Raw genomic sequence first — 23,542 nt, 5'->3', positions numbered from 1 at the left:
CACAACAAACCGATAATGAGAAAAAAGATTGTTGCAGGTAACTGGAAAATGAACAAAAACTTCAGTGAAGGCCTTACACTGGCCTCTGAAGTGGTAAACATTGTGAACGATGAACTGAATGATGATGTAACCGTAATCATGTGTTCTCCTTTTATTCACCTGGCCCAAGTAGCAAAAAATGCCCAAGAAAGCGACAAGGTATTTGTAGGTGCGCAAAACATGAGCGAACACGCTTCAGGTGCTTATACAGGTGATATTTCTGCCGAAATGATTAAGTCTGTAGGTGCAGAATACGTTATTCTTGGTCATAGCGAAAGAAGAGAATACCACAACGAAACAAACGAGCAACTTGCCAAGCGAGTAGATTTAGCTTTAGAAATAGGCTTAAACCCAATTTTCTGCTGTGGCGAATCGCTTGAAATCAGAGAATCTGGCAAAGAAGTGAGCTACGTGTGCAACCAACTTACAGAAAGCCTTTTCCATCTTACAGAAGATGAAATTCAGAAAATTGTAATTGCCTACGAACCCATTTGGGCAATTGGAACAGGAAAAACGGCTTCATCGCAACAAGCACAAGACATGCACAAAGCCATACGCGATTTCTTGGCAGGTCAGTTTGGGCAAGAAGTGGCCGATAAAATCTCTATTCTTTACGGAGGAAGCGCCAAGCCAGATAATGCAAAAGAACTTTTTGCTCAGCCCGATGTGGATGGCGGCCTAATTGGCGGAGCATCTTTAAAAGCCAGAGACTTTGTAGAAATTGCTAAGTCATTTTAATTGAAACCCATGAATTACATAGAAATCAAAGTCCATTGCGACCCGCCTTTTGGCGAAATTTTAATTGCCGAAATGGGCGAATTGGACTTTGACACCTTCGTTGAAACCGAGGTGGGTTTTGACGCATATATTTCGGAAGACGTTTTTAGTCACCCCGCTTTACAGCAACTTTTCAATAATTACCGCAAGCAAACCCGTATTTGGTATGAATTGAAAAAAATTGAAAAGCAAAATTGGAACGAAGAGTGGGAAAAGAACTACGATCCGATTGAAGTAGGTACAGATATTTTTGTACGTGCTACCTTTCATGAATCGAAGCCCGGCTTTAAGCACGAAATAATTATCCATCCGCAGATGTCGTTCGGAACAGGGCACCACGAAACCACCCACCAAATGCTGGCGCTAGAAATGACGCTAGACCATCAAGGGAAAAAGGTTTTAGATGTAGGCGCTGGAACAGGGATTTTGGCCATTATGGCTTCGAAACTTGGTGCTTCAGAAGTATCTGCTACCGACATTGACGATTGGTGCATTGACAACGCTAAGGAGAATTTTGCATTGAATGGTATTGCACCGAAAGATGTATTATTGGGCACCATCGATGAGTTAAGTTTTGATGAACCTTTCGATATTCTTTACGCCAACATCAATAAAAATGTGCTTTTGGCTGAAATGGAATATTATGCAAAACTCACAAAACCAGGAGGGCATTTATTCTTGAGTGGCTTTTACACTTATGATGAGGCCGATATTCTGGAGTGTACCGCAGCAAACGGTTTTGAAAAATTGAATTCTACAGAAAGGAAAAACTGGGCGGCCATACTTTTAAAGAAACTGTAGTTTCTAAGTATTATTTCCGTCTTTTTATCGTTATTAAAGGTCAGTTGAGGGGTCATATGCAATTTCTGGTCAAAAGGATTATATATAGTTTATTGATACTGTTGTTGTTTCTGCCAAACACTTTTGCGCAAGAAGCAACTCAAACGGATTCTATTGTTTATACCCCAGATATTGCCCGAATTTTAACCACTCCCAACCCCGCAAGTTTTGGGGTAGATTACAAACCTTTTATAGAAGCTTGGCAAGGGAATATCTTTACCCAAACCCAAAAAAACCAATTAGGCCAGGCCCTATTAAACATGGAAAAAAAGGGTTTTAGGCCCCGCTTCGATTTCAAAGCAATCTTTAACATATTGATTCTTGCCAAAGAAAAACGAAACTTCAGTCAAACTCAACTAGACGATTTAGTGAAGGCTTGCCTGAAAGTTTCGGAAAACTACGATAAGAAAATCATTGACCAGTTTCACCAATATGCTGCTTTCTTTTTGGGCGATATGGCGCTTTTTAAAGACCGTAGTTATGGCATTTATGTAGAGAATGCAGATTATGCATTGAAATTCAACGGAAGTGAAGACATTTCTGAAGAAGAACCATTTGTAGCCGAGGCTCAAAAAGGTCCCGATGCCATTGAGCTTTTACTCATGAAGCAGCAAGGCTTAATTTCAAGTGAAGAAGATATTATCACCAACGAGCCACAGGTAGAAGCCCCTTTGCCAGCCATGCCCACCCAAATGGGGCCAGTAATTGAGTTTAAAAAACTAGATCTAGCCTTTGTAAATCGTTTAGACACAATATATCTCCGAAACACACAAGGGAATTTCTCTTTCGAAACACTCGAATTCACAGGCCAAGATGGAGCCATTGACTGGACGAATGTAGGGTTACCAGCAGAAACTACTTATGCCAAGCTGCGCAATTACTTTTTCTCAGTTACCCAAACTGACATAAAGTTTGACGAAGCCTATTTTCATTACGAAGGCAAATTAGATCAACCCGTAGTAGGCGCTGTGGAAATTACCCTTGCACCGCAGCGAAGCACAGTAGATACCTACCCTAAGTTCGTATCAGACTTTGCTGACGCACCCATAAACGATTTAGGCACCAGCGACCTGACGTATCGAGGTGGGGTAAGTTATGAAGGAAGAGATTTTTACAGTAAATCTGCCTTCAACGAACTTTCAAGGGTAGAAGGCTTTCTGAACGGGGAATTAAAATTTAGGGCAGAGGCGCCCAACTTTGTTTTCAATAAAGCAGACTCCATGGTGAGTTCTACCGTGGCTAAAGTAACGATTTACCATGGTACAGACTCAATCTATAACCCGAGCGTAGAGATGGTTTATAACTATGGAAATTACCACCTAAATCTTGAACCAAATAAAGGCGATTTTGGGAGTACACCTTTTAGTTCTTCCTATTATGGTGTGGACCTCACGGGTGACAGGCTTATTTGGGATTTGAAATCTGATTCCTTACACCTCACCATTGGTTCAGCCCGAAGTGAAGTTCCACTCATTGTGGAATCGAAGAACTTCTTCAGTTCATCAAGGTTTTACAGCCTTTCGCAATTGTATGATTTTAATCCCTTAATTCTTTCGGTACGACAGGCCCAAAAATATGACCCTAAAAATGAGTTCTACATTTCTGAGCTGTCAGAAGACCGAAAAATTAGCCTCGGAATTTTAAAAAGAAGCATGATCGACTTAATGTCGAAAGGATTGGTGCTCTACAACGAATACACTGGTAAGGTAATTATTACCCCAAAAGGGCTTCATTATTACGATTCTGGCCGAGATGAATCTGATTTTGACGACCTAGTAATTCCTTCGGTAATCAGTTCTTCACCCAATGCCACTATCAATTTGGTAAATGATACCCTGACGGTTAGAGGAGTGGAAAAGTTTTATGTGAGCGATTCGCTCGATGTAATGATTACTCCCACCAACGGAGTGGTTAAAATTTCTAATAATAGAACCATAGAATTTGATGGTGCACTAGAAGCGGGTAACTTCCAGTTCAATGGCCAGAAATTCAAATTCGACTATAACAACTTTTTAGTCGAGTTGCCTCAAATTGATTCGATTAAACTACAAGTAGAACTAGAAGAAGGCAGAAAAGAAGCCCTGAATAACCAGTTGGTAAATACCTCAGGAGTTTTGAATATTAACGACCCAAATAACAAGTCGGCAAGAATTTCGAAACCTGAGTACCCTATTTTCACCTCAAATGAAAGCGCCAGCGTGATGTTCGATAAAAATGGCGTTTTAGGCGGAGCTTATGACAGCACTGTTTACTTTGATGTACCGCCTTTTCAACTTGATAGTGCCTCTAAAGCCGACCCTTCAGCTTATGCTTTTGAAGGAACTTTCTATTCCAACGGAATTTTTCCTGAATTCAAAGAAAGCCTTAGGGCCATGCCCGATAAATCGTTTGGCTTTATTCACACCATTCCAGATTCTGGTTACAGCCTTTATGGCACTACAGGCAAGCTTTATGGCGAAATAAAAATGGATCAAGCAGGCCTTCAGTCACCGGGGGCAATCGATTTTCTTACAGGTAATTTCAATACCGAATCGGTTACTTTTTACCTGGATTCCATGTATTCGAAAAAGGGAATTGAAGGTCAAATTTTGTCAGGCACATTAGATGGTGTTTCCTATCCTGCGGTAAAATTAGCCCGATATGAAGTAAACTGGCTGGCCAAAAAGGACAGCATGAATCTAAGAAACTTGGAAGCCCCATTTAAAATGTATGACAGCCTTGGTGCATTTAGCGGTATGCTTACGCTATCTACAAAGGGGTTGTTTGGTAAAGGAGAAATGAAAATGCAGGGCTCTAAAACTAATTCAGAAAATTACACTTTAGAAGAAACCTCATTTGAATCTAGAAATTCAGACTTTGAGTTGGATTCTGGAAACCCTCAAAAACCAATATTGAGTTCTGCCGATGTACGTGTGAATTACGATTTAGCCAATAACAGGGCCATCATTCAGCCCGAAGTACAAGGCAACGCAGCTTTGGCCTTCCCTTTCGCACAATACAAAACCTCTATTCCAACAGCCGAATGGGACATAGCGAATAACATGATTACCATGACCAAACCAGACACTGTTGCGTTGGAAAAGTCGTTTTTCTATTCAACCAAAAAGAGCATGGATTCACTGGTGTTTATGGGAACAAACGCCAATTACGATATTGAAAAACAAGAGTTAAAAGTGGAAGGTATTCCATACATTGTTGTGGCAGATGCACTCATTACTCCCGAAAATAATGAAGTACTGATTCTAGAAAACTCTGAGCTTGGAGTAATGGAAAATGCGATCATTGTATTCGATACGGCCAATACAAACCACCGATTATACGATGCCAAAATAGAAATCATTTCGCGCAATCGCTTTAGAGGTGAAGGCACCTATGAATTGGTAACCGTGCAAGACACTTTCGCTATTAAGTTCGATAAATTTGGGTTTGAAGAAGATCCAGTACGTGGCCTTTATACCAAATCAAGTGGCCAAATAAAAGCCGATGCTGGCGTAATCGTATCTCCAGGATTTACTTTCAAAGGCACTGTATTTATGTATGCCTTCAGAAAAGCGCTAGAGTTGAGAGGTTCAGTAAAGCTTAACCTTCAGAAATTGAAAGAAAGAAACGTTTGGATTGAATATGAATCGAATGATGACATTGCCGAAGTAGTTTTCAATTTCGATGAGGCCAGAACCGAATTTGGAGAGCCACTTACAGCTGGACTTCACTTTAATAATGGAGACATTTATCTGTCATTTATCACTGAAAAACGCGACCCAAGCGATGACGACTTCTTTATTCCTAAGGGCGGAAACTTATTCTACGATCAGAATACTGGTTCATACAATATTGCAAACCCTAACAAACTAGACGACCCTGCTAATTTTTACAAAGGCAACATGTTCTCTTATAATGAAGAAACTCAGGATGTTTCTTTTGAAGGAAAGCTAAACTTTGTAAGTCCACTTAGTAAAGGCTTAACGGTTCAAGGAGCTGGTAAAGGTTCTGGAAATTTAGATTCGGCCGATTTTAAAATCAACGCCATGCTGGTAATGGATTTCGGTTTGCCTGTAAACAGTGTTCCGCTTATGGCTCAAAACTTAAAAGACATGGGCGAAAAGCTGGGAATCAAAAGAGCTCATGACGACAGGTCTGACTTGATTTACAAAGCCGCAGAATTTATTGGAGACGAAGCCGTCAAAAAATGGGATAAATCGTATCAGTCGGTGCCCATACCATTGGTGAGTGCTTCTGCAAATGGTGAGCTAGTGAAAAACCTAGTAATTTCAAATGTGGACCTCAGATGGTCAAAACAACTGAAAACTTTCTATAGCGAAGGCAAAATTAGTGTCAGCAATATCAATAACACCGACATCAATATGGAGTTGGATGGTTTTGTAGAAATCAAGAAAACTCCTGAAGGCGACATTGTAAATGTTTTGATTCAAATGACCGATGGCACATGGTATTATTTCACCTATGACGGTTTCAGCTTAGGCACTTTTTCATCTAACGAAGCCTTCAATGCCTCTATCGCAAACCCTTTAGATGCCAAGGGGAAATCATCTAAACCCAAAGTAGGCGAATTCAATGTTTTTGCTTATTCTTTGGAGGAAGTTATCGCTTGGTCGAAAAATTACAGAAAGCTGTTTTACGGTATAGACGAGCCCTATAAGTTAGTGATGTCGGCCGATTCAAATCAATCACTCAAAAAGAAAGAAGTGGTTGAAGGCGATGGATTTTAGAACTTCCCAAAACCCATCATCTCCATGGGCTTTTCATTACAAATCAATTATCTTCGAGTCATAAATTAAAAGACATGGCAAACATCAACGATTACATAGAAAACAATAAAGACCGTTTCTTAAACGAACTTCTCGATTTACTCAGAATTCCCTCGGTAAGTGCCGACAGTAAGTTTAAAGGAGATGTACTAAAAGCGGCTGAATTTATACACGGAAAATTACTAGAAGCCGGTGCCGACATTGTGGAAATTTGCCCAACTGGTGGCCATCCAATTGTGTATGGAGAAAAAATTATTGATGCCAAATTGCCTACCGTTTTGGTTTACGGTCATTACGATGTACAACCAGCCGACCCTTATGAGCTTTGGGATTCCCCTCCCTTCGAACCCGTAATTAAAACCACAGAAATTCACCCTGAAGGAGCCATTTTTGCTCGTGGTGCTTGTGACGACAAAGGCCAAGTTTACATGCATATCAAGGCGTTTGAAGCCATGATGAAAACTGATACCCTTGCTTGTAACATAAAATTCTTAATTGAAGGAGAAGAAGAAGTTGGTTCTGACCATTTAGGGATTTTCCTTGAAGAGAATAAAGAAAAATTGGCAGCCGATATTGTATTAGTATCCGATACTGGAATTATTGCCAACGATGTGCCTTCTATTACGGTTGGTTTAAGAGGTTTGAGTTATGTACAGGTAGAAGTTACTGGCCCAAATAGAGATTTACACTCAGGTTTATACGGTGGAGCAGTGCCAAACCCAATCAACGTATTGGCCGAAATGATTGCTTCGTTAAAAGACGAAAACAAGAAAATTAACATCCCGGGCTTCTATGCCGATGTAATTGAGCTTTCTGCTGATGAAAGGGCAGCCATGGCTCTTGCTCCTTTTGATGAAGAAGAATACAAAAAATCAATCGGCCTAAGCGCTACCGAAGGCGAAGCCGGTTATACCTCAATGGAACGTTCTTCTATTCGACCAACTTTAGACGTGAACGGAATTTGGGGCGGTTATATTGGCGAAGGTGCTAAAACTGTAATTGCCTCTAAAGCCTATGCAAAAATTTCAATGCGCTTGGTACCAAACCAAGACCCTGATAAAATCACAAAGCTTTTCCAAGATCATTTTACATCAATAGCTCCTCCATCGGTAAAGGTAAAAGTAATTCCACACCACGGAGGTAAGCCTGCAGTTACGCCTACGGATTCTCCAGCTTATATTGCTGCGGCCAAGGCTATGGAAACTACTTTCGGAAAGGTACCTGTGCCGTTTAGAGGTGGAGGAAGTATTCCTATTGTGGCACTTTTTGAACAAACCCTGGGTTTAAAAACTGTATTAATGGGTTTTGGCCTTGATTCAGATGCCATTCATTCTCCAAACGAACACTATGGGGTTTTCAATTACTTTAAAGGAATTGAAACCATTCCATTGTTTTTCAAAAATTTTGCTGAACTGAACGACTAAAGTACATTTACAGTGGGCCTTAAAATTTTAAGGCCCACTTTTTACAAACTCTGGTTACATATGAGAAAGTATCTGCTGTCACTTATTCTTATTGTTTTTACCTTAAGCTCGTTTGCTCAATTCAAGCAAACCACCAATTGGACCTTTGATGCTTCGCAAAAAGAAGTAAAAGTTGGGGATGAGGTCGAATTGATCTTCAAGGTCAATGTAATTAAGGACTGGTACATCTATTCTTCAAACCAAAAAGAAGATGTGATGGCCATACCCGCCACTGCAGAACTGAATGCAGATTCTTCTTTCGAAGTGATTGGAAAGCTATATGGCGTTAATCCAAAACATAAGTTTGACCAAATTTGGGGCGACACGGTAGAGTATTTTGGTGCGAAGGGAGAGTTTAGACAAAAAATAAAAGTACTGAGCAACAACCTTAAGATTTCAGGCACACTTGATTTTCAAACCTGTACTGATGTTACTGGGCAGTGTGTTCCGGGAGAGCAAGACTTTGTAATTGATTTTATAAAAGTAACCGGAAGAGAAAAAGAACCAACCGAAACGCCAACCCAAGCTGCACCGCAGAATTTATTAAACCAAGGGCCTGGGGTGAGAAAGGTAACCTCTTGGAAACTCAGCAAAGAAGGAACCGCAGAAGTAGGCGCTGAAATTGATCTGGTTTTCAATGTAACTGTCGATGCCAACTGGTACATCTATTCTAGTGATTTAGCACCTGATGCCTCTCCTATTCCTGCCACCGTAGTTTTTGAAGAAACAGATGCTTTTGAGGTAATTGGTGGTTTGATTCCTACCAATCCAAAGAAAAAATTCGATAATTTTTTCAATGAAGAAGTCACCTACTTTTCTGGAAAAGGTGAGTTTAAGCAGAGAATAAAAATATTGAAACCCGACTTTCAAATTAAGGGCGAGCTCGATTTTCAAACTTGCTCCGATGTTGAAGGCCTCTGTATTAACGGAAGTGAGGATTTTGATGTAGCCCTGTCAGCCCTAGAAGATGGAGCGAAGAAGATTACCACAACGACTGGAGTAGTAACGGGCACAAACAGCAAAGCCAGTCAAAGCAGTTTTGAAGACCTACTAAAACCCGAAGATGATGGCTCCTTGTGGGGCTTTTTTATTACCGCTTTTCTTTTCGGGTTGGCAGCATTATTAACGCCATGCGTTTTCCCAATGATCCCCATGACAGTGGCTTTCTTTACAAACAGCAGTCAGTCGAGAGCACAAGCCATTACCAAAGCCAGTATTTACGGGGTCTCAATTATTGTAATCTATATTTTAATAGGCCTGCTTTTCACAAGCCTATTCGGGGTAGGCATTGCCAATGAACTGGCCACAGGCGCTATTCCAAACATTATATTCTTTGCCGTATTCGTCATTTTTGCACTTTCCTTTTTTGGGCTTTTCGAAATCGTATTGCCAAGTGGTTTTGTGAATAAAATGGATAAAAAGGCCAACAAGGGTGGAATGTTCGGCACTTTCTTTATGGCTTTTACTTTAGTGCTTGTGTCGTTTTCATGTACGGGACCAATCGTAGGAACAATCTTAATCGAATCTTTTCAAGGACAAGTAACCAAGCCCGTGGTGGGCATGCTGGGTTTTTCTTCAGCATTTGCAATTCCATTTACCCTGTTCGCAATTTTTCCTGGAATGCTGAAAAGCCTTCCAAAATCTGGTGGCTGGTTAAACTCAGTAAAAGTGGTTTTAGGCTTTATCGAATTGGCTTTAGGTTTCAAATTCCTAAGCGTAGCCGATCAGGCCTATCATTGGGGCTTGCTCGACCGTGAAATTTATATTGCCATTTGGTTGGTGATTGCAGTGCTTTTAGGCTTCTATTTGTTAGGGAAATTACGCTTGCCTCACGATGATGAAGTTCAAAAAACTTCGGTACCACGTTTGGTATTGGCCATCATCAGTTTTGTGTTTGCTGTGTATTTATTGCCTGGTATGTTTGGTGCACCACTCAAAGGCCTTTCTGGTTATTTGCCTCCACTTAGCACACATGATTTTGCGCTTAGGGAAATGATAAGAGAAGAGATTGACGCTGCACAAATTTCAGGTTCGGCCACTGAAACAGGTTTTCCGAGTAAAGTAAAATATTCAGACATACTGCATTTACCGCATGGCATCAGAGGCTTTTTTGATTACGAACAAGCTTTGGCTTATGCCAAGAAGGTAAAGAAACCTTTGTTCATTGACTTTACAGGTCACGGCTGCGTGAACTGTCGTAAAATGGAAGAATATGTTTGGTCAGATCCTGAAGTACTCAGAAGATTGAAAGAAGACTATGTGGTGGTGGCTCTTTATGTAGATGATAAAACAGAACTGCCGGAATCGGAATGGTACACTTCTGAGTTCGACAACAAAGTCAAAAAGACCATTGGAAAGCAGAATTTCGATTTTCAGATCACCCGATTTAATGGCAATGCTCAACCTTATTATGTGCTATTAGATAATAACGAAGCTCCATTGGTCAGGCCCAAAGCCTATGATGTTGAAGTGTCTAACTTTGTGGAGTTCTTAGACAAAGGCCTTGCTGAATTCGCTAAACGCTAAACATGTTCGTGGCAACTTTTCCAGCGTTGGTTTTGTTCACAGAACGCAATGAAAGAAGCCATGATTAAAGATACTTACCCCGTTGAAGGAATGCACTGCGCAGGCTGTGCTTCCACCGTTGAGAAAACCCTCAAGAACAGCAAAGGAGTAGAAGAAGCTTCGGTAAACTATGCTACCAATACGGTTAGCTTGGTCTACAACGAGGCCGAAGTTGACTTTAAGCTGCTCCAGAAATATGTAAAAGGAGCGGGCTATACTTTGCAGGCCAAAAAAGACAAAGCCTCAGTTGCCGCGTCACGCGAAGAAGGTCTAAAGAAAACGAAACGAGCATTGGCTTTGGCCATTACGCTTGGCGCTATTGTCATGGTGCTTTCCATGTTTGTAGGCGACTTTCCCTATAAAAATTGGGTTCTACTTGCCCTTTCTTTTCCTGTAGTCTTTATTTCTGGGTGGAGGTTTTTTACAAGTGCCTTCTCGCAAATTAAGCGAGGAGCCGTTAATATGGATACGCTCATTGCTTTTGGAACAGGATCGGCATTTCTATTCAGCATGTTCAACACCATTTTTCCAGAAATAATTAGAAACCAAGGTTTGCAGGTGCATGTGTATTATGAGTCGGCTGCGATAATAATTGCCTTTATTCTATTGGGTAAGTATTTGGAAGAAAAAGCCAAGTTTTCTACCTCAAAAGCCATTGAAAAGCTTTATGAGCTTCAGGTTAAAAAAGTAATAAAGATTGAAGATGGAGAACAACATGAAATTCTATTTGAAGAAGTTCAGCTAAACGATATTCTCTTGGTAAAAGCTGGAGAGAAAATTCCTGTAGACGGAAAAATTATATCTGGACGTGCAAGTTTAGACGAAGCCATGATTTCTGGCGAATCTGTTTTAGTTGAAAAATCAGAAGGTGATGAAGTAAAAGCAGGCACCATCAATACCGATGGAAGTCTACAAGTTAAAACCGAAAAGTTGGGTGGAGACACCACGTTGGGCAAAATCATTCAGATGGTTACTGAAGCCCAAGGCTCCAAAGCTCCCGCCCAACAACTGGCCGATAAAATTGCAAGTGTATTTGTGCCAATAGTGTTGGGCTTAGCCGCACTTACCTTCGTTATATGGTATTTTATTGGCCCCGACCCTGCACTTACTTACGCGTTTGTAAATACCTTTTCTGTACTCATAATTGCATGCCCTTGTGCACTTGGATTAGCCACACCTATGGCCATTATGGTTGGTATTGGCAAAGGAGCTAAAAACGGAATTCTTGTTAAAGATGCAGTGGCTTTAGAGAATGCTTCCAAAGTGACCAAGCTATTTGTAGATAAAACAGGCACTATATCGGAAGGAAAACTTTCGGTTACCGACTTCAAAACCTTCTTTACTGAAGAAAACAACCTTGAACTCTTAAGTGTGCTCAACGGAATGGAGGCGGCATCAAGTCACCCAATTGCAGGAGCAGTTACGGATTACCTAGAAGAAAATTATTTGCTTTTCCCTGTACAAATCAAAGACCTTAAAACAATTGCAGGGGTTGGTTTAGCCACTACCTTAGACCAACACAATTATAAAATTGTAGGAAAAAGCGGCTTAAAGGAAATTTCGCTTTCAGATGATATTAGTGATTTGATAAAAAGCTATGACAAGGAAGGTAGAACCCAAGTATTCTTTATTCGGGACGAAAAGCTTTTGGCGGTAATTGCTTTAAAAGATACTGTCCGTAAATCATCCGCAGCCTTAGTGGCTCAATTACAAGAACGCGGTATAGAAATCGAAATGCTTTCAGGCGACAACGAACAAATTTGTGCGAATGTAGCCCGCGAAACAGGAATCAAGAAGTATCAGGCTGGCCTATTGCCAGACGACAAGCACGCGATAGTTAAACAGGCCAAAACTGCGGGACACATTGTAGCTTTCGCTGGCGATGGCATTAATGATGCGCCCTCCATGGCCGAAGCCGATTTAGGAATTGCCATGAGCACCGGAGCCGATGTAGCATTAGAAAGCGCTTCTGTAACTTTACTAAATGGAGATATTTCTAAACTACATCAGTTAATTCTACTTTCCGAAAAAACCACAAAAACCATGAAGCAGAACTTGTTTTGGGCTTTTGCATACAACGTAATAGCCATTCCTTTGGCTGCAGGAGTACTTTTTCCTATCAATGGTTTTCTTCTAAATCCTATGATTGCTGGGGCGGCAATGGCCTTTTCTTCTGTTTCTGTTGTATTGAATAGTCTTAGACTTAGAGGTTCAAAAATATAGTCGAAAAAAAAGATTTATTAAAAGGCCACATTTTTAGTACTTTGCCGTTGAAAGGTAAAAACTAACGGAGAATGAAAAAAAACTTAGGACTTGCCAGTGTTGTGAGTTTAGTCGTTGTGGTAGTTCTATACTTCTATTTTAGCAAAAAAAGCACCCCCTCTATTGAAGAAAACATACCAATGAATGAGGTTGCTGAAATCTCAGAGCCACTTTATAAGTTTGGAATACCCTTAGATGAGTACCAAATGCTTGAAGGAAAAATAAAGCGAAATCAAACTATTGCAGACATCCTTCTCCCTTTTAATATCAGTAATCAAGATATTTTCAGCATCGATCGTCTTTCTAAAGATGTATTTAGCGTGCGTAATTTTGTTCCCAATCGTGACTACACCCTTTTTTATACCGAAGACTCAATTAAAAGAGCCGCCTACTTTGTTTACGAACCAAGCCCTTTAGAATATGTAGTTTATCAATTGAAGGATTCTATTTCTATTTATAAAGAAGAAAGAGAAGTTGAAACCATAGAAAAAACCATGTCGGGCAGAATTACCGTTTCACTCGATCATTCCATACGAGAAAAAGGAGGTTCAGCCGCATTGGTAAGTGCTGTGGCCGATGTTTTTGGTTGGCAAATAGACATGCGTTCTCTCCAAGTGGGAGATTGGTTTAAAGTGATTTATGAAGAAAGACAAGTGAATGGTGAACCCATTGGAATAGGCAAAGTTTTAGGGGCAGAGTTTAATCATATTCGAAATAACTATATGGCCTATGCCTACGACCAAGGAGACGGTTTCGATTATTATGACGACCTGGGTGAAAGCCTTCAAAGAGCATTCTTAAGGTATCCTGTTGAGTTTTCCCGAATTTCATCACGCTATAATAAAAATCGTCTTCATCCGGTACTGAATACCCGAAGAGCTCATTTAGGAACTGATTTTGCCGCTGCAAAAGGAACCCCAATTAAAGCTGCTGCCGATGGAGTTATTATTGCCCGAGGTTATACTGGAGGAAATGGAAATTATGTGAAAATTAGACATAACGGCACTTATACTACAGGCTATTTACACATGTCTAAATTTGGCAATTACAAAAATGGTCAAAAAGTAAAAAAGGGTGATATAATTGGCTACGTAGGTAGCACCGGCTTAGCCACTGGCAACCACCTTTGTTTCAGGTTTTGGAAAAGAGGAGAGCAAGTTGATTTCTTGAGAGAAGATTTACCTGCTGAAAAACCACTTTCTGCAGAACACATTATAAAGTTTGAAGCCATGAAGGAATTGATGGATAAAAAGCTAAACGATATTCCCATGGATTGGGTGGAAGATGTTATTACTGCTAGTAATAGATAAATGAAATTGAATTTATATTTTTAAGCAGGCTAATCCCTGCTTTTTTTATGTCAATCAAAATTGCAAACCGGTCTCTAGTTATTGCCTTATTGCTGTGCAGTTCATTCATTCTCCATGCGCAAAAAGTGGGCTTGGTTTTGAGCGGAGGAGCAGCCAAAGGTATTGCCCATATTGGGGTAATGAAGGCCCTAGAAGAGAATAATATCCCGATAGATTATGTAGTAGGCACCTCTATGGGAGCAGTAGTCGGGTCGCTATATGCTGCAGGTTTTAGCCCAGAAGAAATCGAGATAATTGTTACTAATCCCAACTTTGAGAATTGGATCAACGGAGTATCATCAGAACGCTATCAATACAACTATACCAAATCTCAAGACGATGCCTCATGGCTAACCGTTGATCTTCTTTTAGATAAAAACCTTAAGGCTTCCATTAGCACTCCTTTGGCCAATGATATCATTATCAATTTTCTTTTGAACGAATATTTAGGTCAGGCGGCAAAAGCAGCCGATTATAATTTCGATAATTTATTTGTTCCATTTAAAGCTGTAGCTGCCGACATTTTTTCTGAAAAAGTAGTGAGACTAGACACGGGCTCGTTAATGCAAGCTACGCGTTCATCCATGGCAGTTCCATTCTTCTACCGGCCAATCAAATTTCAGAACCAATATATTTTTGATGGTGGTGTTTACGACAACTTTCCTGTAGACATAATGAAAGATGAGTTTAAGCCCGAAGTAACAATCGGGTCAAACGTAGCTACTAAAAAAGCCGAATCTTATCCGTTTGACGCTGATGAAGAAATTTTGACGGACGCTCTTCTTTTTCTCTTCCTCAACAAGTCTGACCCTTCTCAGCTAGACAGCACGGATATTTACATTGAACCAGAAATGAAGTCTTATACGGCCATGTCGTTCGATAAAGTTCCGGAATTAATTCAAGCAGGCTACGATGTAACCATGAGCCAAATGGAAAGTATAAAGCAGAAAATTTCGCGTAGAGTTGATAAAAATGAGGTGGAATCAAATCGAACCAAATTCAGAAAAAAGTTTGAAGAATATGAATTTGGAGCCATTCGGTTATTTGGTTTTATGCCAAAACAGGAATTATTGATTAACTCATTAGTTTCTTTTAAAGATGGCCCTTTAAGCTTGCTAGAAATCAGACAAGCCTACTTTAAGCTGCTTTCCGAACCTTACTTCAGAAATATCTATATCAACTTTGACTACGATTACGAAAAGGAATTTTATGTATTGGAATTTTATTTAAAACCAACTGCAAGAAATGGCCTATCTGTCGATTTTGGAGGAAATCTTTCCACGAGAAGCGTGAGTACCCTACACTTCGGTTTGACGCTTAATTCTTTTAATCGATTCTTAAATTCGTATAAGCTTAAAATTTCAACTGGTAAATTTTATGAGTCGGTTTATTTGGGTTCGCGTTTTAATCTTAACCCTAGAACAAGGTTATTTTTAGAACCTTCCTTTTTACTAAACCAATGGGATTACTTGAATACAGATGATTTTTTCAATGAAAAAGCCAATCCAACTATTTTGAATAGAATCGACAGAAAGTTTGGTGCTATCGTAGGTTTAGGATCTGGTCAACGCAGTGTATTTACAGCCGAAGCCGCCTATGTTAGAAACTCTGATAACTTTAGCAACATGGCTAATATTTCAGTTGAAGAAAGCTTAGACCACACCAGGTATGAGGCCTTTAAAGGCAAACTGAGCTACGAAAGAAACAGCCTGAACGCCAAACAATTTGCCACTTCAGGAGTGAGGTTTTACACCTCTGCCAACATGTTGGTAGGGCACCTTTCCTATACCCCAGGAAGCACTTCTGTTTTATTCAGACCCAATGTGACTACCACCTATACAGAATCAAAAAATTGGCTGGCACTTGAACTATATTTTGAAGAGTATAAGAAGATGTCTGAGAATTATAGCTTTGGATGGAAGTTTGAGTCAATTTTCAGTAGCCAACCCAATTTCATAAACTATCAGTCTAGTCTGATTTATACCACCCAGTTTAACCCCATGTTCGATTCAGAAACCTATTTTCTTCCAAACTATAGAGCATATAGCTATGTAGGGGCAGGAATGGTACACTCCGTTCGTTTGGCCAATAATCTGTTTTTTAGAGGAGAGGTTTATGGTTTCAGCGCCTATAATAGACCACAGCAAATAGCAGGACAAAAGGCACAAGACAAAAGAGGTTTTGACAATGTTCGTTTGTTAGGAATGGCTGGCCTAATCTACAATTCGGTTTTAGGCCCTCTCACTTTTCGAGTGAATTATTTAGAAAACCCCACTTCAAATTTAGGGTTGTCGCTCTCATTCGGGTATATGATTTTCAACCAAAGATCAATTGAATAGAAAAAGGCTATTTGCTTCCTTTAAATATTCATTTACTTGTTATAATTGGTTATTATTGAGTCCCAATTAACATGTGTGTTTCCACTTTTATGAGAATTGTCTTTTGTACGCTTCTTTGGGTATTGTGTTTTTCTACAACCTATTCCCAAACCACAGTTCAGTGGGCTTCTCGTGTGATTGATTATTCCTCCGAAATTTCAGAATTACAAGGCTCAGCCAAGCAAGTGCTGGGCAAACCCAATGTACTTCCTGCTGGCGGTGATAATCCAAGTGCTTGGTCTCCCTTTAATCCTAATACTGTTGAGTTTGTAAAGGTGCAATTCGATCTAGAAATGCCCATTGAGCAAATTGCCATTGGTGAAACCTTTAATCCAGGAGCCATTAGAGAAGTATTTTTGTACGATGATGATGACAATGAGTATTCTGTATTTAAGCAAGCCCCAGGGCCAGTAAGTGAACTGCACAGAATGTTCAGAATATTTTTGGATAAAACCCCTTACAATGTAAAAGCGGTAAAAGTTGTAATAGACGGAAAATCTGTTGATGGCTTTACTGCCATTGACTGTATTGGTGTTTCTAACTCTCAAGAACCTATAGAGGCAAAAATCAACTTAATGCCCAATATCAATACCAAATTGATGGTGTATAGACTTAATGATTTGGTAAACAGTACCAATAGAGAGATAAAACCCCTGATGACCAAAGACAAGAAAACACTCTATTTCAGCAGAAGGGGGCATCCAGAAAATGTAGGCGGTGAGGAAGACTTAGAAGATATCTGGTATTCCGATTTTGACTCAACCACCCTAGATTGGGGGCAGGCAAAAAATATCGGAGATGTACTCAACAATCCCGACCCAAACTTTATAAGCTCATTCCTTCAAGAAGATGAAGAGTTGATTATTCTAGGAAACCAGTACTTACCTGGCGGAATGAAATATGGTATTTCAAAAAGTCAGAGGATATCCAAAACTGAGTGGACCAAACCAAACAACCTTAAGATTTTTAACGACATCAATGTTCATAGAAATGTAAATTTTTGGCTCACACCCGATAGTGAAATTTTACTTATTTCTGAAGAAGGAAGGGGCACAGAAGGAGGAAGAGATTTATATGTAAGCTTTTTGCAGAAGGATGGTTTATGGACAGAACCATTACATATGGGGCCTGTAATCAACTCTGCTGGCGAAGAAGAAGGCCAATTCCTAATGCCTGATAAGAAAACCATGTTCTTCACTTCTGAAGGACATAGTGGTTATGGTAAGAAAGATATTTTTGTTACCAGACGCCTTGATAATTCATGGACTAGCTGGACGGAGCCAGAAAACCTAGGCCCCGTGATTAACACTGAGGTGGATGACATGTTCCTTTTCATTCCACACGATGGCTCTTTTGCTTATTTCTGTAGAGAGGTAGAAGGCAATGACTTAGATATTCATTCCTTAACTTTACCGTTAGTAACTCGTCAGTTACGATTGGTAACCTTGTGTGGTACCATAGCAGACCCCGAAACAGGCAACCCATTGGATGCGGAGGTAGTTTTCTCTAGGCTAAGAGATGGTGTTGAAGTAGGCCGAGTAAGAACCGATGCTGCCGGAAACTACTGCATTGAATTACCTGCCGATGAAATCTATAGTTATAGAGCCGAAATACCAGGCTTCATTCCTGTAGGCGCCACTATTGACCTTCTTGATATTTCTGAAATCAATGTGTATGCCGTAACGCTTGATAAACTAGATCTGGATAGTGCCGATTTAGCAACAGGAGAACCTATTAGTGTGCCTAATGATATTATGAAGGCGGTAGCAATTGACTTGAGCTTACCTCAAATTAAGAGAGATACATTTGAGCTATTAAATGCACAGCGTAAAGAATTAGGACAAGAACCATTGGAATCTAATGCTTTGGTGAGTGGTGTACAAGCTCCAATCATAAACGTAAATGCACAAGTGGTAAAAGCAGCCCCTGGCGCTTCGTTTATTATCCGAAATGTATTCTTCGATTTCGATAAAGATCTACTTAAACCGAGGTCGTGGACGGAAATTCGGAACCTTGCCCAGTTTATGAATGACTACCCAACAGCGATTGTTGAACTGGCTGGCCATACCGATAATTATGGCACCTTAGAGTATAATATCGACTTATCTAGAAGAAGAGTGGAAGCTGTCAAAAAAGCACTTGCTACCTTGGGCATTAAAGAAGACAGACTTCAGTTTGTATGGCACGGAGAAAGTGAACCAATCACTACCAATAGAACTGTAATGGGTAGAGCCATCAACCGAAGGGTTGAGTTCACCATTATAAGTATGTAGAGAGGAAACCTATTTGGTTTGACTAATCTTATTCTCACGAACGTGAGAAATGTAATTCTTCAAGGCGTTTTCTTTCACCTCTTTGGTTAAGCCTTCACTATAAAGGATTTCGTTTACTAATAACTGCATAAGTTGTTTTATTCTAACTGAAGGGTAAAGCTCATGAGACGCTTCAGCATATTCTAACGAAAGAATCAATTCAGTGTTTTTAAAATTTTCGATAGCCTTATTATACAACTGCAAACCTGCTAGTTCTCTTAAACCTATACGATTATTAATTGAAGAAGCTTGCTCACTACTTCTATACGAAGCCACGGCTGCCATTGATTGATTGATCATGGATCGCTCACTATAGCCACTAAGCGCATTTTCTATATCTTGCTTGTTCGCAATAAAGCCTCTTGAACCTAGGGTAGATTCAAAAATAAATTTCGATTCACCATTCTCAACCAACAAATAAACATGGTCTGAAAGCTCAATGGCAGTAAAATCAAAATTGAAATGAAAAAGTACAAGTGAGTACAGAATCGTGCCAGATAAGCAACCGTAATTTCCAGTAGAAAGAGTTTCAGAAAAATCAGAGAAAAGGCTATATCTGCGAAGTACTTTTCTATTTGTTTTCAGGAATACTTTGCGCAAAAAAACATCGTCATCTGACTCTTTTTCTCTTATAACCTCTAGGCTTTCAATAAGCTGACTAAGGTTTTTATACGCATCTTCTCTTTGTTCTGGCTCAATATCGGCAAGAAATAGATCTGCTTTACTTAGCGTCTGGGCTAAAACATTTTGCTGAATAGGAGCTTGAGCATACAGGTTGACATGGAGAAACCCCAATACTATTATCAACCATATATACCTTCTTTTTCTCATTATCTAGGCGCAAAGTTATCAATCTATAAAACAATTGTTAACATTAAGGTAACATTAACATAACATAAAAGCAAATTACGTAACATATAATTTATGTCTGGTTAATTTTCAATGATTAGCTTAGCTATAAGATCAATGCTCTGTTCCTGTAAATAGGGTTGCGGATTCCACTTAAATTCCACTTATTCGGGCTTTCAGCAAAACTCATTCACTTATGGCGAAGGCTCCTGTTAAACTTGTAAAAAGCATAAGATCATATCGTCAAATCCACAAAACACTCGGTTTGTTCATCGTGGTCTTTTTAATTATAAGTTCAATTACGGGCCTTATTTTAGGCTGGAAAAAGAATATTGATATTCTACAACCCCCTACTCAAACAGGAGAAACTCTAGACATTTCAGGATGGCAGCCTGTTCACCGTTTAGCTGAAGTCTCCATTCAGGCGGTAGACAGTTTAGGATTGAACGCCTCAAATTTTGACAGAATTGAATACAGACCTACCAAAGGAATTGCGAAAGTAATTTTTGACACTGGAAGCTGGGAAGTTCAAGTAGATGCCACAACACTAGAAGTTTATTCTGTAGCCAAAAGAAACTCTGATTGGATCGAGCAAATTCATGACGGCAGCATAATTTCTGAATTATTTAAGCTCATTTCTATGAATGTTCTGGGAATTGGTTTATTAATCCTATCCGTTTCAGGCATATGGTTATGGTATGGCCCTAGAAAGATTCGACAGTTAAAATCATAAGCTTCAAGATTATTTAACCTTCATTTTCATAACATCAAAGCTACTTCTTAGTTAATTATTTACTTTTGTAGTATAAAAAACTAAGGTTGTATGAAACGCTTTTTTAAAATTCTTCTAGGAATATTTCTAGTCATCTTTTTGTTGTTGCTTCTCATTCCTGTATTTTTCAAAGATAAAATCCGGGATAAAATTGTTTCTGAATTCGACAAAAACACCGAAGCCACTTTATTCTTTGATGTTGATAAATTTGGGCTCTCGCTGATTAAAAATTTTCCTGATTTCACAGTAAGCTTAGGCGATTTTGGCATTATTGGCAAAGGCGTTTTTGAAGGCGATACTTTGGCAAGCGTAGAAAATCTAGAGGCACAAATCAACTTAAAAGAAGTGCTTTTTGGCGATGCCATTACCATCAAAGGAGTAAACCTGGAAACTCCAGACATTACCATCATCGTTTTAGAAGATGGAACAGCCAACTACGATATAATGAAAGCTTCTGCTGAAGTAAGCGAAACAGCAGAAACAGAGTCTGAGGGTTCAATGAGCTTCGGAATCAATAGCTTTTCAATTTCAAATGGTGCGTTTATTTACTTCGACCAGTCGACACAAGTTTTTACGCAACTCAACGGAATTAACATTTCTGGTAAAGGCGATTTTGCTGAAGATATTTTTGATTTGATTTCTGAAGGAAAAGTAGATGAGGCCACATTTACCTATGATGGAACAGAGTATGTAACCAACAAGTCTATCACAATGGACTTAGTTATGAGCATGGATTTACCAAACATGAAGTTCACGTTTAAAGAGAATGAGTTTTTAATTAACGAATTTCCTTTGGCCGCCAATGGTTCATTTACCATGTTCGATGATGCTTACGGAATGGATCTTTCATTCAGTTCTCCTTCATCAGAATTCAAAAAAATATTCTCCCTAATTCCGGGAGCATACACTGAAAGTTTTGACGATGTAAAAGCCGCAGGAAATGTGTCGTTCAGTGGAATGGTAAAGGGCAGGTATTCAGAAACAGAAATGCCAGCTTTCAATCTCACTCTTAACATTGATGACGCCTCTGTTCAGTACCCTGATTTACCCGAGGCAATTAACAACATCCAACTTGCTTTAAATGTAGATAACCCCGATGGAGTAATAGAAAATACGGTTATCGACTTAAAGAAAATGCATGTTGATTTTGGGAAAAACCCCTTTGATGCAAGACTGAAAGTGGCCAATCTTAAAGACTACCCTATCGATGCGGACATGAAAGGAACTTTAAATCTTAAAGACCTCAATAGTATGCTACCGATTGAAGGGCTGATCTTAGATGGAATTTTGACCTTAAATGCAAAAGCCAACGGTAAATATGATAGCATACAATCTATTATTCCTACGCTAGATATTACTATGAACTTGAAAGACGGTTTAATCCAATCTACCGAGTTCCCTATTCCACTAGAGAAAATCAATGTGATGGCAGAAGTTCTTAACTCAACGGGTAAAATGAATGACACCAAAATCAATGTTTCTAATATGGACTTTATGATGGATGGTCAGCCGTTTCAGGCCAAATTGATGCTACAAAACCCAGACAATTTTGAATGGGATGCTACCGCGAAAGGAACAATCGACCTTGAGAAAATCTTCAAAATTTACCCAATGGAAGGGGTTCAGGCATCTGGAATTATTACTGCCGATTTAAGCTCAAAAGGCCGCATGAGTGATATAGAGAACGAGCGTTATCAGAACTTAGATACCAAAGGAGCTTTGAACGTGAAGAACCTAGTGTATGCCGATGAAGCCATGGGCAAAACATTCAAAGTAGTTTCTGCCAATACCACTTTCGATAAAAGCAGCATTAACCTAAACGAGCTAAGCGGCTCGGCTGGTGAAACTAACTTTAGCGCCACAGGTAAAATTGAAAATTACTTGGGCTTTGCCTTAAATGAAGGAAAGCTTAAAGGAAATCTGAATGCTACAGCCGATGTACTTAATGTAAACGAATGGATGACCGAATCAGAAGATGAGGCGGTTGACGAAAATGGCGAGCCAATGGAAGTAGTTAGAATTCCAGAAAACGTGGAGTTCAACATGAACGCTTCAGTAAATAAAGTGATGTACAATAAGCTTGAGCTTAAAGAGGTAAAAAGTGGTTTGGTAGTAAAGGATGGAAAAGTAGCCCTTGACAACGCCAATATGAAAACCCTCAACGGTACCGTAGGTTTACAAGGCTCTTATGACAGTAAGCCAGAAAAACCTCTCTTTGCATTTGGGTTCAAAGTAAAGGAGATTTCAATCCCACAATCGTTTCAGAGCATTGAGATGATCCAGAAATTAGCCCCTATAGCAGAAAGAACGCAAGGACTTTTATCTACTGATTTTTCAATGGCAGGAGCCTTGGGCGCAGACATGATGCCTGATTATAGCACCCTGACTGGTAGCGGTGTATTGCAATTATTACAGGCAAGTTTAGATCAAGACTCAAAAATCGTTACAGGCTTAACTTCACTTACCAAACTTCAAAAGCTTTCTGCCACCACTCTAGATAAAGTGAAAATGTCGGCTGAAATTAAAGAAGGAAGGTTATTTGTAAAACCCTTTGATGTGAAGCTTGGCGATTATAAAACCACAATTGCAGGCAGCACAGGAATTGATGGGTCAATTGATTATACGCTGGCTATGGACGTTCAAGCCGGACAAATAGGCACTCAACTCAATAGTTTGGTTTCTCAAATCACAGGTAGCTCAGCCGCCACTAGCAGTACTGTAAGGTTGAATATTGGCATGAGTGGAACATATGCTAAACCAGAATTTGGGCTTAGAAGTGTTGGAAGTGGAGATGGCACAGACGTAAAGAGTGCGGTCACAGCTTCGGTAAAAGCCAAAGTGGACGAAAAGAAAGAAGAGGCAAAACAAGAAGTAGAAGCCATGGTAGAGCAGGCTAAAGATTCTGCTAGCCTAGTATTAGATGCCAAGAAAACAGAATTAAAATCTAAGGCTGATTCCTTATTGAAAGCTCAAAAAGATAGTGTTGCTTTAAAACTAGCTGGCAAACTCGGAGTTAAACCAGACACGACAGATCAGAAGCTTGAAGAAGCAAAGAAAAAAGCTGAAAGTGTTTTAAAAGGTTTACTGAAAAAGAAAAAAGGGAATGGAGGCAACGAAGAATAATTTCTGAACCAGACCTGTAACATTTTAGTCCATTCTATCATCTTAAC

General features: G+C 39.6%; 12 protein-coding genes. 11 read left to right on the top strand and 1 reads right to left on the bottom strand.

All coding sequences use genetic code 11. The features are described 5' to 3' along the window. Positions 1-15: 15 nt before the first annotated feature. From tpiA to OB69_RS11830, 9 genes are all read left to right on the top strand, one after another. Entirely contained in the window at positions 16-777 is a 762-nt protein-coding gene (tpiA, locus tag OB69_RS11870; RefSeq protein ID WP_053223957.1) for a triose-phosphate isomerase, read from the top strand. Positions 778-786: 9 nt separating this feature from the next. Further along, positions 787-1,617 carry a 50S ribosomal protein L11 methyltransferase gene (gene prmA / locus OB69_RS11865; protein WP_053223956.1) on the top strand — a complete coding sequence of 277 codons (831 nt, stop codon included), beginning with the start codon at positions 787-789 and terminating at the stop codon, positions 1,615-1,617. 92 nt (positions 1,618-1,709) lie between these two features. Further along, entirely contained in the window at positions 1,710-6,383 is a 4,674-nt protein-coding gene (locus tag OB69_RS11860; protein ID WP_157608562.1) for a hypothetical protein, read from the top strand. Between the two features lie 74 nt (positions 6,384-6,457). After that, on the top strand, positions 6,458-7,846 hold the full coding sequence (locus tag OB69_RS11855) for a dipeptidase (RefSeq protein ID WP_053223954.1): 1,389 nt from the start codon (positions 6,458-6,460) through the stop codon (positions 7,844-7,846). A 60-nt stretch (positions 7,847-7,906) separates the two neighbouring features. Further along, positions 7,907-10,411: a protein-disulfide reductase DsbD family protein gene (locus OB69_RS11850; RefSeq protein ID WP_082338169.1), complete on the top strand. Its 2,505-nt coding sequence runs from the start codon at positions 7,907-7,909 to the stop codon at positions 10,409-10,411. A gap of 48 nt (positions 10,412-10,459) precedes the next feature. Continuing rightward, on the top strand, positions 10,460-12,673 hold the full coding sequence (locus OB69_RS11845; protein WP_053223953.1) for a heavy metal translocating P-type ATPase: 2,214 nt from the start codon (positions 10,460-10,462) through the stop codon (positions 12,671-12,673). Between the two features lie 71 nt (positions 12,674-12,744). Continuing rightward, a complete protein-coding gene (locus OB69_RS11840; protein WP_053223952.1) occupies positions 12,745-14,022 on the top strand; it encodes a M23 family metallopeptidase in 1,278 nt (425 codons plus the stop codon). Positions 14,023-14,069: 47 nt separating this feature from the next. Continuing rightward, positions 14,070-16,400, top strand: coding sequence for a patatin-like phospholipase family protein (locus OB69_RS11835; protein WP_053223951.1), 2,331 nt, complete (start codon positions 14,070-14,072; stop codon positions 16,398-16,400). An 89-nt stretch (positions 16,401-16,489) separates the two neighbouring features. After that, the gene (locus OB69_RS11830) at positions 16,490-18,712 is read left to right on the top strand and encodes an OmpA family protein (RefSeq protein WP_053223950.1); all 2,223 of its coding nucleotides are present in this window, start codon (positions 16,490-16,492) and stop codon (positions 18,710-18,712) included. Between the two features lie 9 nt (positions 18,713-18,721). On the opposite strand, the gene OB69_RS11825 is transcribed toward OB69_RS11830, so the two are convergent. Beyond that, positions 18,722-19,582 carry a hypothetical protein gene (locus tag OB69_RS11825; protein ID WP_053223949.1) on the bottom strand — a complete coding sequence of 287 codons (861 nt, stop codon included), beginning with the start codon at positions 19,580-19,582 and terminating at the stop codon, positions 18,722-18,724. Positions 19,583-19,796: 214 nt separating this feature from the next. Here OB69_RS11825 and OB69_RS11820 point away from each other — a divergent pair, with 214 nt between their 5' ends. Further along, on the top strand, positions 19,797-20,333 hold the full coding sequence (locus OB69_RS11820) for a PepSY-associated TM helix domain-containing protein (protein ID WP_053223948.1): 537 nt from the start codon (positions 19,797-19,799) through the stop codon (positions 20,331-20,333). Positions 20,334-20,423: 90 nt separating this feature from the next. Further along, on the top strand, positions 20,424-23,495 hold the full coding sequence (locus OB69_RS11815) for an AsmA family protein (protein WP_053223947.1): 3,072 nt from the start codon (positions 20,424-20,426) through the stop codon (positions 23,493-23,495). The last annotated feature ends 47 nt before the right edge of the window (positions 23,496-23,542 follow it).

The sequence above is a fragment of the Roseivirga seohaensis subsp. aquiponti genome (assembly GCF_001267955.1).
Lineage (GTDB): Bacteria > Bacteroidota > Bacteroidia > Cytophagales > Cyclobacteriaceae > Roseivirga > Roseivirga seohaensis.
The sequence above is the reverse complement of the archived record's forward strand: the minus strand, read 5'-3'. Positions and strand labels throughout refer to the sequence as shown.